This is a genomic window from Trinickia violacea, assembly GCF_005280735.1.
Lineage (GTDB): Bacteria > Pseudomonadota > Gammaproteobacteria > Burkholderiales > Burkholderiaceae > Trinickia_A > Trinickia_A violacea.
Window position 1 is genome coordinate 2,721,559 of the sequence record NZ_CP040077.1, and the last position, 14,018, is coordinate 2,735,576.

General features: G+C 65.2%; 15 protein-coding genes. 11 read left to right on the forward strand and 4 right to left on the reverse strand.

The window, feature by feature from the left end:
* The first annotated feature begins 4 nt into the window (after positions 1-4).
* From FAZ95_RS12310 to fnr, 6 genes are all read left to right on the forward strand, one after another.
* Positions 5-526, forward strand: coding sequence for a universal stress protein (locus FAZ95_RS12310; RefSeq protein ID WP_137332712.1), 522 nt, complete (start codon positions 5-7; stop codon positions 524-526).
* Positions 523-1,350, forward strand: coding sequence for a universal stress protein (locus FAZ95_RS12315; protein WP_137332713.1), 828 nt, complete (start codon positions 523-525; stop codon positions 1,348-1,350). Before FAZ95_RS12310 ends, FAZ95_RS12315 begins: the two co-directional genes overlap by 4 nt.
* Before the next feature lie 12 nt (positions 1,351-1,362).
* Positions 1,363-2,688 carry an oxygen-independent coproporphyrinogen III oxidase gene (locus tag FAZ95_RS12320; protein ID WP_137332714.1) on the forward strand — a complete coding sequence of 442 codons (1,326 nt, stop codon included), beginning with the start codon at positions 1,363-1,365 and terminating at the stop codon, positions 2,686-2,688.
* Between the two features lie 259 nt (positions 2,689-2,947).
* Positions 2,948-5,032 (forward strand): PAS domain S-box protein, encoded by a 2,085-nt coding sequence (locus tag FAZ95_RS12325; protein WP_254699685.1) that lies wholly within the window; start codon positions 2,948-2,950, stop codon positions 5,030-5,032.
* On the forward strand, positions 5,029-5,676 hold the full coding sequence (locus FAZ95_RS12330) for a response regulator (protein ID WP_137332716.1): 648 nt from the start codon (positions 5,029-5,031) through the stop codon (positions 5,674-5,676). The genes FAZ95_RS12325 and FAZ95_RS12330 overlap by 4 nt, the downstream gene beginning before the upstream one ends.
* Positions 5,677-6,082: 406 nt before the next feature.
* Positions 6,083-6,859 (forward strand): fumarate/nitrate reduction transcriptional regulator Fnr, encoded by a 777-nt coding sequence (fnr, locus tag FAZ95_RS12335; protein WP_137332717.1) that lies wholly within the window; start codon positions 6,083-6,085, stop codon positions 6,857-6,859.
* A 66-nt stretch (positions 6,860-6,925) separates the two neighbouring features.
* Here the strand turns inward: fnr and FAZ95_RS12340 are convergent, their stop codons facing one another.
* A complete protein-coding gene (locus tag FAZ95_RS12340) occupies positions 6,926-7,204 on the reverse strand; it encodes a DUF1488 family protein (protein ID WP_137332718.1) in 279 nt (92 codons plus the stop codon).
* 133 nt (positions 7,205-7,337) lie between these two features.
* Between FAZ95_RS12340 and FAZ95_RS12345 the strand changes: the two genes are divergently transcribed.
* Together FAZ95_RS12345 and FAZ95_RS12350 are read left to right on the forward strand one after the other, a co-directional pair.
* Complete coding sequence (locus tag FAZ95_RS12345; RefSeq protein ID WP_137332719.1) at positions 7,338-7,682, forward strand: c-type cytochrome; 345 nt, start codon at positions 7,338-7,340, stop codon at positions 7,680-7,682.
* Positions 7,683-7,734: 52 nt separating this feature from the next.
* The gene (locus tag FAZ95_RS12350; RefSeq protein ID WP_137332720.1) at positions 7,735-8,109 is read left to right on the forward strand and encodes a DUF3564 family protein; all 375 of its coding nucleotides are present in this window, start codon (positions 7,735-7,737) and stop codon (positions 8,107-8,109) included.
* A 62-nt stretch (positions 8,110-8,171) separates the two neighbouring features.
* Here FAZ95_RS12350 and FAZ95_RS12355 read toward each other — a convergent pair whose 3' ends face one another.
* The 3 genes from FAZ95_RS12355 to FAZ95_RS12360 form a co-directional block, all read right to left on the reverse strand.
* The gene (locus FAZ95_RS12355; protein WP_137332721.1) at positions 8,172-8,480 is read right to left on the reverse strand and encodes a hypothetical protein; all 309 of its coding nucleotides are present in this window, start codon (positions 8,478-8,480) and stop codon (positions 8,172-8,174) included.
* A gap of 87 nt (positions 8,481-8,567) precedes the next feature.
* A complete protein-coding gene (locus tag FAZ95_RS39280) occupies positions 8,568-8,732 on the reverse strand; it encodes a hypothetical protein (protein WP_175425581.1) in 165 nt (54 codons plus the stop codon).
* A complete protein-coding gene (locus FAZ95_RS12360; RefSeq protein WP_137332722.1) occupies positions 8,729-9,175 on the reverse strand; it encodes a hypothetical protein in 447 nt (148 codons plus the stop codon). Before FAZ95_RS12360 ends, FAZ95_RS39280 begins: the two co-directional genes overlap by 4 nt.
* A 434-nt stretch (positions 9,176-9,609) precedes the next feature.
* On the opposite strand from FAZ95_RS12360, the gene FAZ95_RS12365 reads away from it, so the two are divergent.
* Genes FAZ95_RS12365 through FAZ95_RS12375 form a run of 3 tightly spaced genes read left to right on the forward strand, consistent with a single transcriptional unit; the run spans position 9,610 to position 14,013 of the window.
* Complete coding sequence (locus FAZ95_RS12365) at positions 9,610-11,403, forward strand: PHA/PHB synthase family protein (protein WP_137332723.1); 1,794 nt, start codon at positions 9,610-9,612, stop codon at positions 11,401-11,403.
* A 7-nt stretch (positions 11,404-11,410) separates the two neighbouring features.
* Positions 11,411-12,814 carry a bifunctional enoyl-CoA hydratase/phosphate acetyltransferase gene (locus FAZ95_RS12370; protein ID WP_137332724.1) on the forward strand — a complete coding sequence of 468 codons (1,404 nt, stop codon included), beginning with the start codon at positions 11,411-11,413 and terminating at the stop codon, positions 12,812-12,814.
* Complete coding sequence (locus tag FAZ95_RS12375; protein WP_137332725.1) at positions 12,811-14,013, forward strand: acetate/propionate family kinase; 1,203 nt, start codon at positions 12,811-12,813, stop codon at positions 14,011-14,013. Before FAZ95_RS12370 ends, FAZ95_RS12375 begins: the two co-directional genes overlap by 4 nt.
* The last annotated feature ends 5 nt before the right edge of the window (positions 14,014-14,018 follow it).

Consider the following 14,018-nt stretch of genomic DNA (forward strand, 5'->3'; position numbering starts at 1 on the left):
CATCATGTACAAACGCATCCTCGCGCCGATCGACGGCAGCGACACCGCGAAGCGCGCATTCGATATCGCGCTCGAGACCGCGCGCGAAAACCACGCGGAGCTCATCCCCCTCTTTATCGTCGACGTGCCGATGGTGGCCTACCAGGCACCCGGCTGCGACCCCTCGATCGTGCGCGACGCCTTGCTGCAGGAAGGCGAAAACCTCAAGACCGAAGCGCTCGCCGCCATGCAGCGCGAAAACGTCAAGGGCACGCCGCGCGTGGTCGAAGCCGAGGTGCCCGGAAGCGACGTCGCGCAGTGCATCCTGGACGAGGCGCACAAGACGCAAGCGGATCTGGTCGTGATGGGCACGCACGGCCGGCGCGGCGTTCGCCGGCTCATGCTCGGCAGCGTCGCCGAGCGTTTCGCGCGCATGTCCTCCTGTCCGGTGCTGCTGATTCCCGGCAGCGCCGCAAGCGCCTCGCCGGCACACGCGGCAACGGCATCCGCAGCGGCGGCCGCCCAATCCGAAAAGGAACCGTCATGAGCTACCAGACTTTGCTCGTCCATCTCGACGACAGCCGCCGCAGCGACGCGCGCGTGGACTTTGCGCTCGATCTCGCGCGCAGGCACAACGCCCATCTGATCGGCCTTTACGTGGTCTGCCAGGAAATGTTCCGGCCCTTGCTCAAGCGCGACGACAGCTTGAATCTGGGCAAGCTGGAAGCACAGGGCGTCGAGCGCAAGAACCGCGCGCACGAGCGTTTTGTCGCGGCCGCCGAGCGTGCCGGATGCCGCTTCGAATGGCAAGCGCCCGCGGGCCCCGCGCTCGAGGCTGCGGCCTTGTACGCCCGCCACGCCGATCTCGTGATCGTGGGCCAGGAAGACCCCGACGATCAGGCTTCCTATATCGCACGCGATTTCGTCGAGGACCTCGTCATGACGGCTGGGCGGCCCGTGATCGTTCTGCCTTACGCGGGCCGCGTCGCGACGTTCGGCGAAAACGTCGTCGTGGCGTGGGACGACAGCCGCGAAGCCGCGCGTGCGCTCGCCGACGCGCTGCCGATTCTCAAGCGCGCCCGCTTCGTGACGGTGACGACCGTGGAAAAGCATCCCGACCGCGACGAGCCGGCGGGTTTCGACGTCTCCGGCTATCTGGAGCGGCACGGCGTGCGCGCGGGGTTTGCCTCGATTCCGCGCGCGTCCGGCGTGAGCACCGGCGCCACGCTCTTGAATCAACTGAGCGACGTGCACGCCGACCTGCTCGTGATGGGTGCCTATGCACACGCGCGAGCGAGGGAACGGCTGCTGGGCGGCGTCACGCACACCTTGCTCGAGACGATGACGGTCCCCGTGCTGATGTCCCACTGACTACGGAACACCATGCACCCAGGAACCGAGATCCCGTTTGCCGCCACCGGTACGCCGCCCGCTTACTCGACCTACCCCAAGCCCGACTGGTTTGTCGAAGCGTTCGACGCGAGCGTGCTCAATGCATGGCTCGCGGCGCCCCGCGCGCCGCATGCGCACGGGGCGATCGCCATCGAGTTGAGGCTGCCCGCCTCCAGCGCAGACGGTTGTCTTTGCGGCCGCGGCGACTGCGTCAGCGACGACGCCTGCTTCGACCGGCTCGACCACGAGATGGCGCTCTACCGGGCAGCGCTCGGCGACGCCCCCGAGGTGTGCGATCTGCGCTGGTCGAACGGCTGCGCGACGCTGCCGCGCAAAGCCATGCGGCGCCTTTATCGCGCCGTGGCCGGTCACTTCGGCATCCCCTCCGGCGCGGGTTTCGGCGCGCGTCTCGACCCTCACGCCCATCACCGGGATGCGCTGGTCACGCTTCGCAAGCTCGGCGCACATTCGATCCAAATCGGGGCGGAGCCGGTGGACAGGCATATCAAGCCCGATTCGACACGCTCCAGCGAGCGGGCGTCCGCATTGATCGCGTCCGCGCGTGACGGCGGCTTTACCGGTATCGAGGCAGAATACCGGATCGATGCGCCCGAGCGGCTTGGCGCATCGCCCAGAGCCTCCCTCGACACGCTGATCGCCGCCGGTCCCACGCGACTCGTCCTCTCGGATGCAACGCCCCTGAACGGCAGCCTCGTGGCCCACCCGCCCCAACTCGGCGCGCCGGCCGCGTTCGTCAACGCGGCGGCGCGTCTCGCGCACGCGGGCTACGTATGCATCGGAGAAAACCTGTTCGCGCTCGCCTCCGACCCCTACGCCGTCGCTCACCGGCAAGGCCGTCTGATGTGCCGCGCCGGCGGTTTTGCCACGCACCCCGCCGGCACGGTGCTGGGGCTCGGGCCTGGCGCCATTGGCCAGGTGGGTCCGTTCTATTACCAGAATCATCGGGCGCCGGCGCGCTACTTCGCGGCGCTCGATGCCGGCCATCTTCCGATCGAGCGGGGGCTGCATCTGTCGCACGACGACCTCGTCAGACGCTCGGTCATTTCAAGCCTCGCCACGAATTTGTTCGTCGACGTCCCGGCCATCGAGGCCGCGTATGGAATCGATTTCGGACAGGTCTTCGCTACCGAGTGGCGGCAGTTGCGCGCTTACGCGGAGGGGGGTCTGCTGACGATGGACCACAACGGCATCACCCTCACGCAACCGGGCCGCCTCGCGTGCAGCTCGATCTGCCAAGTGTTCGATGCGCACGCGCGCCGGAGAATCGAACGAATGCCGCAGACTTCGCTTTTGTAGCCCTTCGGGGTCGCACCATGTGGGAGGTGAGTCTGCATTGGCAATGAGCAGCCAATCTAGGACAATTTGCCTGATAGACCGGTATCGTCCCCCTACGCCTGGCCACCCGCCAAGCGCCCTTTGCCCCTCGGACCAACGACGCAACGTCGATCAAGGCACCGCTCACATGACCGTCCACGGTACGCCACCCACGCCTGTGGCACCGCGACCGCGCCCGCGCGGCTTTGCATTCCTGCGGCAGCCCGCGGCGGCGGCGCTCATGTCGTTCGTCGCCGTGCTGGCGGTTGCAGCGGCATCGTCGACGCTGGTCCGAGACCATCTGATTCACTCGGCGCAGGCCCGCTTCGACACGCGCGCCGCACACGTCACGGCGGACTTGCGCCGCGACCTGGCGGCCTATTCGCAAGCCGTCTATGCAGCCAATGGATTTCTCGCCGCGGCAATGGCCGGCGGCGCCAAGCCCGAACCGGACGCGTGGCGGCGCTATGTGAGCCGTCTCGATCTTGAAGAGATGCTGCCCGCGATGCGAGCGCTCGGCTACGCGGACGCGCCGGGCATCGAACAGACGACGACCCCCGCGAGCGCGTCCGATGCTGCCCCGCTCCCCCCCGGCACAGCGAGTACGCCGCCCACTGCCCCCTTTGCGCCCGTCGTGCTCGCATGGCCCGACACGGCCGACGCAGGACAAGGCACGCGCGACCTGGGTTCGGACGCGGTCCGACGCGCCGCGTTATTGCGCGCCGCCGACGGCGCACGGATCGTGCTCGACATTCATCCCGCGCCACTCGAAAGCTCAGGCGCAAACCCAGCGAGCGCCGGCCTCTACCTGCCTGCGTACCGCGAGGCGGCGAACGGCGCCCCTGCTTCCCGGCGCGCGGCGTTAGCAGGCTTCGTGTTCGCACAAGTCGATTTGACGTACCTCATCGCGAGCGTCGCCGCGCAGGAGCCTCACATCGACATGCGCATCACGGCCGGCAGCTCGGGCGTCACGCTGTATCCGGCGAACGGAGCCCCCGCCGAACAGGCCGACGAGCCGCCCGTTTTCCGCCATACCGACACCCTGCGAATCGGCGGCGAATCGCTCACGCTCGACTATGCGACGAGCACCCCGTCGCTCGTGGCCGGCGCCAACGACACCGCCAACGCCATCCTCGGCGCCGGCGCACTCGCGGCGCTGATGGCTGCGATCGCCGTCTTCGCGCTGCTGCGCAAGCAAAACGCGAAGACGGCGGACGCCGGGTTCGCGCATTCCCAATCGACGCTCAACGAGGCGCGGATGATGGCGATCATCCGCTCGTCGATGGAGGCGATCATCACGGTCGACGAGGCCCAGCGCATCGTGATCTTCAACCCGATGGCCGAGCGCGTGTTCGGCTGCTCGGCCATGGACGCGATCGGGGCGCCGCTCGAACGCTTCATCCCCGACCGCTTTCGCGCCGCCCACAAGAAGCATGTCGAGCAATTCGGCGTGACCGGCGTGTCGGAGCGGCAAATGGGCCGGCAGCGCGTGCTGTTCGGTCTGCGCGCGAACGGCGAGGAATTCCCGATCGAAGCGTCGATTTCGCAGATACGCGACGCCACCGGCAAGCTCTATACCGTGATGCTGCGCGACGTCACCGAACGCGTGCGGGCCGAAAACGAGCTGAAAACCTCGCGCGAGGAGTTGCGCGAGCTGTCCGCGAACCTGCAGAACGTGCGCGAAGAAGAAAAGACGCGCATCGCCCGCGAACTGCACGACGACCTCGGCCAGCAGCTCACCGCATTGAAGATGGACTTGTCGGCCGTCGAGCAGACGCTCGGCAAAGCGCCGCCTGCGCCGCCCGCGGTCACCACGCGGCTAGCCAGCATGCGCCGCTTGATCGACGCCACCGTCGCCTCGGCGCGGCGCATCGCGGCCGACCTGCGGCCCGTGATGCTCGACGATCTCGGCCTCGTGCCCGCGATCGAGTGGCTCGCCAACGATTTCGCGAACCGCTACGGCATCGAAGTCGAGCGCCGGATCGAACCTGGCGATACCGTCTTCACACGCAATAGCGCGACGACGATTTTCCGCATCGTGCAGGAAGCATTGACCAACGTCGCACGCCATGCGGAGGCGACGCGGGTTTCGATCGCGCTCGCCATCGAAGGGGATCAATGCATGCTGCGCATTGTCGACAATGGGCTCGGAGCCGCCGAGAGCCACGCACGCACCGGCAACAAGTCGTTCGGCCTCTTGGGCATACGCGAACGGGCGCATATGCTTGGCGGAACGGTCGCGGTGGAAACCTCCGAGCGGCACGGGTTCGCGATTACCGTGCTGCTCCCGCTCGCCGCCGTACAACCGGAAGAAACGCAGCCATGACCAAAGTCCTGCTGGCCGACGACCACGCGCTCGTTCGCGACGGTCTTCGCCACATCCTTCAGAACACGAGCGGCTTCGAAGTCGCGGGCGAGGCCGCCGACGGCGCGGCCACCATCGCGCTGGTGCGCTCGACACCCGCCGACGTGCTCGTGCTCGATCTCTCGATGCCGGGGCGCAACGGGGTCGAGCTCGTCAAGCAGATCAAGGATGAAATGCCGGCGCTGCGTATTCTCGTGCTGACGATGCACGCCGAGCAGCAATACGCCGTGCGCGCGTTCAAGGCAGGCGCGTCGGGCTATCTGACGAAGGACAGCGCGAGCGCCGAGCTCGTCGCGGCGGTCACCAAAGTGGCCGGCGGCGGCGTCTATGTGAGCATCACGATGGCCGAACATTTGGCGCAAAGCCTGAATGAACCCGTCGAGGCACTTCCCCACCATCGCCTCTCCGATCGGGAGTTCGACGTCTACCGGCGCATCGCCTCTGGTCAGACGATTACGGAAATCGCACAGGAACTGTGCGTGAGCACGAAGACGGTCAGCACGTACAAGACGCGCATTCTCGAGAAAATGCAGATGCCGCACGAGGCCGCGCTGTTGCGCTATGCGATCCGCCACAAGCTCTTCGACGAAAACGAAGACTTGTGACGCCATCCGGCCGCCGGCTGTGGGCACAGCCGCATGCCATTCCCCTGCCCGTCAGCCATTGACACATGTCAGGAAACGCCTACTTCCTGACTGCAGATCCTACGTGCCTCTCACCGCCCGCTGATTTCGGACAGCGCTTGCGCCGCCCATGCTCAAGCTCGGAGCGCCTGCGTGACAACAGGGGATGCTCGAGACATCTGTAGGAATCGCCCTACACGCCTTCTCCAAAACCTACCGCAACTTCGTACACCGCCGATTTATTTTTGCGATAGGTCAAACGATACTGCAAGCCATGCATACCGCCACTCGTTCATCACGTAAAGTTTTCCTGGCCGAGGGTTCCGCGATTGCGCGCGTTGCTCGCGCACGCACAGCTAGTTTCATTGATTGACCCAAGGAGGTCGTCATGTTTAACGAAGTGGGACATGCCGGCGATGTTGCTGCTGCCGCCCGTCCGCCGCTCACCACGTTCGCCGCCGCCGAGGCGCAGGCAAAACGCGCGTCGGCACGCTGTTCGGGCTGCGCCATGCGGGCCGTGTGCATGCCGACCGATTTGTCCGCACCCGAATTGGCCAAGCTCGACTCCCTGATCTACTCGACGCGATCGGTCAAGCGCGGAGACGCGCTGTATCGCGCCAACGACGACTTCCAAAGCATCTACGCCGTGCGCACAGGGTCGTTCAAGACCGTCGTCATGCATCGCGACGGACGCGAGCAAGTGACCGGCTTTCATTTGATCGGCGAGACGCTCGGCCTCGACGGCGTCTGCAATGAGCGTCACAGCTGCGACGCCATCGCGCTCGAAGACAGCAGCGTGTGCATCATTCCGTTCCGCCAGCTCGAAGGCATGTGCCGCGAGATCCGCACCATGCAGCACCACGTGCACCGGATGATGAGCAGCGAGATCGTGCGCGAATCGGGAATCATGATGCTGCTCGGCACGATGAGCGCCGAGCAACGCCTGGCGGCTTTTCTGCTCAATCTCTCGCAGCGCATGAAGGCGCGCGGCTACTCGGCATCCGAGTTCCACCTGCGGATGACGCGTGAGGAGATGGGCAGCTACCTCGGCATGAAGCTCGAAACCGTGAGCCGCATGTTCTCGAAGTTCCAGAAGGAAGGGATCGTCGATACGCGCGGCAAGCAGATCCGTATCGTGGATTTCGAACGGCTCGCGCAGGTCTGATGCGCGGGAAACGCTTTTAGGCAAACGCTTGTGGGTAGGTCTTGACGGCGCAATCGCGCCGTTTTTTTATCCCTCGCAAAAGCGGAAATAGCCGCTGTGCAGTATCACGGGCTTCATGCCTACCTCGTACAGCAGCCTGCAAGCCGCATGGTGGATCTTATGCCGATGGCACTCGAAAGCGCGCAGCACATCGTCCTCGCGTGACGACTGGGCGCCGAAATGGTCCTCGAGGGCTTCGGCGGTAATCGAACAATTGATGCGCCTGCCGTCGACGAGCGCGGGAAACGTGAGCACGAGGTCCGGTCCACGGTACTGCGGCGCCTCGTCGGGAAACTGGATCTGCATGGCTGTCACCTTCCGCGGATATCGCTTGTACATAGTGTGATTCGTAAGCGAGAACCGTACTTGACGTGCGTCAATTGAAAGCCTCGCTGCGTCTCTACACTCAATCCAAGAGTTCCCCTTCTGGAGAGACGCAATGCATGCGCGGCAAAAACAACTAGCGATCGGCACGGCCTGGCTATTGGCTGCGGGGCTCGCCTCGCCGGCGTTCGCACAACCGCCGGAGCCCACCGACCTCATCGATCAACAGCACTGCATGTTCTGCCACACGATTGACGCGCCATTTCTCGCGCCATCGTTCCGCCAGATCGCGGACCGCTACCGTGAAAAACCGAATGCGAGCGAGATGCTCGAACAGAAGCTGCGTCTTGGCGGAAAGGCGCATTGGGGCGACATGCCGATGCCGCTGCCGGCCGATCGCGGCGGCCCGCTGTCGCCCGAGGACGCGCACACGCTCATCGATTGGGTTCTGACCCAATGACGCCAGGGGCGCCGCCACTGTCCTGCACCATCATCAGTCTTCGGAGGAAGCGATGCGAATCACCGTTCACCTCGATACGTTCGATCGAATCAACCCTTGTGCGTATGCGATTCTCTGGCTCGACGACGCGTCGCTGAAATGGTCGCGCGAGGCCCACCTGGGCCTTGCGCTGCCGGAGTGGGGGCTGTTGCGCATGGAGGCGAATCGCACGCTGGTGTGCGGGCCATTCGGCGGAAAGCCGCTGTGCGTGCTCGAAGGACTGGCGCTTCGCAAGCAGGGCGGTCCGTTCGAGGGCGAAACCGGCCGCGCGCACTGGAGCACCCTCGATGCAGCCAGTGGCGAGCCCGGCCATTGGCATGTGCAATGTATCGACGAGCAAAGTACAAAACCCGAATTCGGCATCTTTGCGGACGACGAAGCGGCATGACCCGCAAATGCGTGGGAAGCGGCGCCACGCTCGATCGATGAGCGGCGTCCCAGCCGCCCTCGTCAGTTTCTCGACCCGGCCGCCCGGCGTTCCATCTCCCGTTCCGCGGCATCGAATACCGCCCGCACCGCGGCTTCCGGATCCTCGCTCATGAAATGCGGCAGCGGAACCAGCTCGCCTGGACGCGTGATCAGATCGAGCCGCGCGTCGTAAGTGACGCCGCCCGCGCCGCGCATCGCTTCGATGGCCAGGTGGCAATCACTGAGGCGCCGGGAAAACCGCTCGAGGCGCACGAGTTGCGCACCGGCCTCGGCTTCGATGCGTGCCGCCCCCGCAAACCCGAGGTATACGATTTGCATGCCCACCCCCATACACCACCTCCACAAACGTATCGTCTCGATGGCGCGAGAACATCGATGGACAGTGTCGACACTTCGCACTGCCCTTCCGTTGCGTGCCTAAGGATGAACATCGCTCGAATCCGAGACTTCATGTTCCTCGGTCGCGCGATTTGGCGTTTGATATGGGTCAATCGAGCGCAAGGCGACGCCGGTGCGCAGCGTGGAGGCCACGCGAATGCGCGGCGTCGAGCACGATTTTTCCGCACCGCCGCCGGACTTCATTGGGCCTCGTCAATGAAGCCGCGAAACTGCATTTCGGCTTCACGAATCTGTTCGGCACACGACGCGTACATCCATCCGGGTCCGCCATCGCTGCTGTACATGCCGCGGCACATGCCTCTCAGATGGATGATCGATACGCCGTCCCCGGCCTCCTTCTCGGCCCGGAAGTAGGCCACGCCGAACGTATGCGGTGCCGCCGCCTCGATGACGCTGTCGTCGGCGCGGCGGATTCCCGTCGCCGAGCGCGCTTCCACGTAGTGTCGCGCGAGCATCCAGACACGCGAGCATTGCGGTTCCGTCGAACACTCGACAAACGCTTGCTGCCGCGCTTCTTGAAGCGCGATTTCGGATTGCCGAAACGCGTCGAGCTGAGCTTGCGTCGCGCAGCCCGCAAGCACTGAGAGCGAAACGAACGCGATCGTCGCTGGCAGGAAGAGCTTCATGTCTTGTCGTGTTCCGGGGACTGCCGAAAGTGCGGCGCCGGAAAGAGGCGCTGCTTATGCACGATGTTGGCAAGCGATGCGCACGACGAATTGACGAGCGTCAATCGTCCGCGCTTTCGTTGCTGGCTCGCGCAGTTTGCTTGCGCATTGGCATGTCGCGCATCGGTCCGACGGGTTCGGCGACGGCAAGCGCAACCGGAAATTTGACGATTTGATGAAACGCCTAGCCATTAATTACCTACCGCAATTGACGCAAATCAGAATCACTGGCTGATGCGTGTGTAGAGTGCTTTCGAGGTCCGGCGCATTGCGAATCAGTCGCGGCGCGACACGCCTGGAGCCCGTCCATGCCGATGCCGCTTCACAGCGAGACGATCCGCATTCGTCGTTAGCGCGGTCATCGATCTAGCCCAATTCGATTCGAAGGAAGTCAGATGGATACTCGCCTGAAACCCGAGCCCGCCGACGATCGTGCGACCGCCGAGCCGATGCCGGGACGCCTGCCCGCCAGTCCGTTCCGTTCGCTCGATCATGCGAAAGAGGCATGGATCGCGCGGGCGACCGGCGGGCTTTCGCCCGCCGCGCTCTCGCTTGCGTTTGCCGATTGGTTCCTTCATTTGCTTGCCGCTCCCGGCAAGCAAATGGAACTCGCGGCGCTTGCCACGCGCAACGCCGGGCAGTTGTTCGAGTACGGGCAAGGTGCGCTGCTTGGCGCCGGCGTGCCGCCGGTCACGCAGGCGCTGCCCGGCGACGACCGTTTCCGCGCGGCTGCCTGGCAAATCGAGCCCTTTCAGTTGTGGCAGCAAGCGTTCCTGCTGACCGAGCAATGGTGGAGTGCCGCGACGCACGGGATGCCGGGCACGACCCGCCATCATGAAGACGTGGTGTCCTTCGGCGCGCGGCAATGGCTCGACGTCTTTGCGCCCACCAACTTCGCGCTGACCAACCCCGAGGTCTTGCAACGCACGGTGGCCACGGCCGGCATCAATCTCGCGCAAGGCGCCCAGCACGCGCTCGAAGACGCCTCGCGCATCGCGGCCGGCAAGCCGCCCGTCGGCACCGAGCGCTTTCGAGTCGGCGTCGACCTCGCCGCCACGCCGGGCAGCGTCGTGTTCCGCAATCACCTGATCGAACTGATCCAATATCGGCCCACGACCGAGAAAGTCGCGGCCGAGCCCGTGCTCATCGTGCCCGCGTGGATCATGAAGTACTACATCCTCGATCTGTCGCCGCACAATTCGCTGATCCGCTATCTGGTCGATCAAGGCCATACCGTCTTTTGCATCTCGTGGCGCAACGTCGACGAAGACGACCGCGATCTCGGCTTCGACGACTATCGCAACCTCGGCGTCATGGCTGCGCTCGATGCGATCTCGCGCATCGTGCCCAACCAGAAGATTCACGCGACCGGTTACTGTCTCGGCGGCACGCTACTCGCCGTGGCCGCGGCCGCGATGGCGAACGCCAAGGACGAGCGGCTCGCCTCGGTGACGCTCTTCGCCGCGCAAACGGATTTCACCGAGCCGGGCGAATTGCAGTTGTTCATCGACGACAGCCAGGTCTATTTTCTCGAGAGCATGATGTGGGAGCGCGGCTATCTCGGCGCGAACCAGATGGCGGGCTCGTTTCAGCTGCTGCAATCGAACGACTTGATCTGGTCTCGCGTCGTGCACGACTACTTGCTCGGCGAACGCTCGCCGATGATCGACCTGATGGCGTGGAACGCCGATCCGACGCGCATGCCCTACCGGATGCACTCGGAGTATCTGCGCAAGCTCTTTCTCGACAACGACCTCGCGTGCGCGCGGTATGAGGTCGACGGCCACCCGATCTCGCTGCGCAATATCCGGGCTCCGATGTTCGTCGTCGGCACGGAACGCGACCACATCGCGCCGTGGCGCTCGGTCTACAAGATCCACTACCTCTCCGATACCGACGTCACCTTCGTGCTGACGAGCGGCGGCCACAACGCGGGCATCGTGAGCGAACCCGGGCATCCGCATCGCCAATTCCGGATCAAGACCACTGCGGCGGCCGACATGAGCATCGGTCCCGACGAGTGGGTCGCGGCCGCCGAGCAGCGGGACGGGTCCTGGTGGCCCGCATGGAGCGAATGGCTCCATGCGCGTGGCGCGGCAAAGCGAGTCGCGCCGCCGCACATCGGCCTGCCCGAGGCGGACACGCCGATCCTCGCCGACGCGCCGGGCACCTATGTCTTCCAAAAGTGACGAAATCATGAACGACACCCTTCTGCACAACCGCCCGTTCGACGAACTGACGATCGGCGAATCGGCTTCGCTCGTGCGCACCGCGGGGCGGGACGACATCGATCTGTTTGCCGCCGTATCCGGCGATGTCAATCCGGCCCACCTCGACGCCGCGTTCGCCGCGCAGGACATGTTCGGGCACATCATCGTGCACGGCATGTGGACCGGCGCGCTGATCTCCGCGGTGCTCGGCACCCAGCTGCCCGGCCCCGGCACGATCTATCTCGATCAGACCCTGGCGTTCCGGCGCCCCGTCGCGCCGGGCGACACGATTACCGCGACCGTAACCGTCAAGGAAAAGCAGCCGCAAAAACGCATCGTGCTGCTCGATACCTGCTGCACGAATCAAAAAGGCGAGACCGTGCTGTGCGGAACCGCAACGGTGATCGCCCCCGCGAGCCCGATCGTCTGGCCGCGCATGCCGAAGCCGGAAGTCGCGGTACGGCATCACGATCGCTACGAGGCGTTCATCCGCGACGCACGCATCCAGCCCGCCCTGCGCACGGCGATCGTGCATCCGTGTTCACCCGAGGCGATCCAGGCTGCCATTGAAGCGCGTGACGAGAACCTCCTCGACCCGCTGCTGATCGGGCCCGAAGCGAAGATTCGCGCGGCTGCCGAAGCCGCCGGAGTCAGCCTCGACGGCATCGCGATCGAAGCGGTCGAACACAGTCATGCGGCTGCCGCACGCGCGGTCGAGCTCGGTGCGGCTGGCAAAGTCGCCGCGCTCATGAAAGGCAGCTTGCATACCGACGAATTGCTCGCCGCCGTGGTCGCTCCGGCATCGGGGTTGCGTACCGCGCGCCGCATCAGCCACGTCTATGCGATGGACATCCCCGCCTATTCGAAGCCGCTCGTCGTCACCGATGCCGCGATCAACATCGCGCCGACGCTCGAACACAAGCGCGACATCTGCCAGAACGCGATCGATTTCCTGCGCGTGATGGGCGTCGACGAACCGCACGTCGCTGCGCTCGCCGCCGTGGAAACCGTCAACGCCAACATGCCGTCGACGCTCGATGCGGCGGCGCTCACCGTGATGGCCGCGCGCGGACAAATCACGGGCGGCCTCGTCGACGGTCCGCTCGCCTTCGACAACGCCGTGAGCCTCGCTGCGGCGAAGACCAAAGGCATCGTCTCGCCGGTCGCGGGCCAGGCGGACATCCTGCTCGTGCCCGATCTCGAAGCGGGCAACATGCTCGCCAAGCAGTTGATGCTCTTCGCGGGCGCAGACGCCGCCGGGCTCGTGCTCGGCGCCCGCCTGCCGATCATTCTGACGAGCCGCGCCGATTCGCTGCGCGTGCGGCTCGCATCCGCCGCGCTCGCGAAGCTGGTCGCCGAACGCACCAGTCAAGGCGCTTTCCGATCATGAGCGATCCGCTGCTGCTGACTCTCAATCCGGGCTCTTCGACGATCAAGTTCGGTTTGTTCCGCGTGACGGGGCAAGAACCTGTGCGCATCGGGACCGGCAAGATCGATTTTCGCCTCAATCCGCTCGCGCTCGACCTTTCCAACGGCGGCGAGACGGTCAGGGTTCCGCTCAACGCGCCCGTCACCGAAGATCTGCACGAGGTGATCGACGAAACCCTCAACTGGTTCGCCGCGCATTTTTCGTTGAAGGACTTCGTATCGGTCGGACATCGCGTGGTGCATGGCGGCGACCGATTCGCGGGGCCCGTCGCCATCGACGATCAAGCCATCGCGGCCATCGATGCGCTCGTTCCGCTAGCCCCGCTGCACCAGCCGCAAAGCCTGCGGCTCATTCGCGCGATTCGCGCGCTGCGGCCACATTTGCTGCAGTCGGCGTCGTTCGATACCGCGTTTCATCGCAGCCAGGCCGATGTCGTCCAGCGCTTCGCGATTCCCAGCCGCTTTTTTGACGAGGGCATCAAGCGCTACGGCTTTCACGGCCTGTCCTATCAGTTCATTGCTTCGCAGCTTGCCCAGCTGTTCCCCACGCTCGCAAAAGGCAAGGCCGTCGTCGCGCACCTCGGCAGCGGCGCGAGCCTGTGCGCGCTCGATGCGGGCGTCAGCCGCGACAGCAGCATGGGGTTCTCGACGCTCGACGGCATCCCCATGGCAACGCGATGCGGCGCGCTCGATGCGGGCGTCGTGCTGCACCTTCTCGAACAGCGAGGACGCAGCCTCTCGGAGGTCGAGGACATCCTGTATCACCAATCCGGTTTGCTGGGCGTCTCGGGCCTCAGCGCGGACAGCCGGGAATTGCTGGCAAGTCCGCTGCCGCAAGCACGCGAAGCGCTCGACCTGTTCGCCTTTCGCATCGCAGGCGAAGTCGCCCGGCTGGCGACGACGCTCGGCGGGCTCGACGCGCTGGTCTTTACGGCCGGCATCGGCGAACACCAGCCTGAAATCCGCGCGGCGGTCTGCGAGCGCCTCGCGTGGCTGGGTATCGAACTCGATGCGCAATCGAACGCCGGCAACGCGCGCGTGATCAGCAGCGCCGCGAGCCGCGCGACCGTTCTCGTCCTTCCCACCGACGAAGAGCAAGTGATCGCGCGCGAGGCCCTCTCCACTTTTCGCACCCTGCATCGCGAGGAACACTCCACATGAACGCA

Coding starts and splice junctions, on each gene's coding strand:
- FAZ95_RS39280 (WP_175425581.1), bottom strand. CDS start 8,732: ATGAAGTCCGGCGGCGGTGCGGAAAAATCGTGCTCGACGCCGCGCATT.
- FAZ95_RS12330 (WP_137332716.1), top strand. CDS start 5,029: ATGACCAAAGTCCTGCTGGCCGACGACCACGCGCTCGTTCGCGACGGT.
- fnr (WP_137332717.1), top strand. CDS start 6,083: ATGTTTAACGAAGTGGGACATGCCGGCGATGTTGCTGCTGCCGCCCGT.
- FAZ95_RS12310 (WP_137332712.1), top strand. CDS start 5: ATGTACAAACGCATCCTCGCGCCGATCGACGGCAGCGACACCGCGAAG.
- FAZ95_RS12355 (WP_137332721.1), bottom strand. CDS start 8,480: ATGGGGGTGGGCATGCAAATCGTATACCTCGGGTTTGCGGGGGCGGCA.
- FAZ95_RS12320 (WP_137332714.1), top strand. CDS start 1,363: ATGCACCCAGGAACCGAGATCCCGTTTGCCGCCACCGGTACGCCGCCC.
- FAZ95_RS12345 (WP_137332719.1), top strand. CDS start 7,338: ATGCATGCGCGGCAAAAACAACTAGCGATCGGCACGGCCTGGCTATTG.
- FAZ95_RS12340 (WP_137332718.1), bottom strand. CDS start 7,204: ATGCAGATCCAGTTTCCCGACGAGGCGCCGCAGTACCGTGGACCGGAC.
- FAZ95_RS12365 (WP_137332723.1), top strand. CDS start 9,610: ATGGATACTCGCCTGAAACCCGAGCCCGCCGACGATCGTGCGACCGCC.
- FAZ95_RS12370 (WP_137332724.1), top strand. CDS start 11,411: ATGAACGACACCCTTCTGCACAACCGCCCGTTCGACGAACTGACGATC.
- FAZ95_RS12325 (WP_254699685.1), top strand. CDS start 2,948: ATGTCGTTCGTCGCCGTGCTGGCGGTTGCAGCGGCATCGTCGACGCTG.
- FAZ95_RS12375 (WP_137332725.1), top strand. CDS start 12,811: ATGAGCGATCCGCTGCTGCTGACTCTCAATCCGGGCTCTTCGACGATC.
- FAZ95_RS12360 (WP_137332722.1), bottom strand. CDS start 9,175: ATGAAGCTCTTCCTGCCAGCGACGATCGCGTTCGTTTCGCTCTCAGTG.
- FAZ95_RS12350 (WP_137332720.1), top strand. CDS start 7,735: ATGCGAATCACCGTTCACCTCGATACGTTCGATCGAATCAACCCTTGT.
- FAZ95_RS12315 (WP_137332713.1), top strand. CDS start 523: ATGAGCTACCAGACTTTGCTCGTCCATCTCGACGACAGCCGCCGCAGC.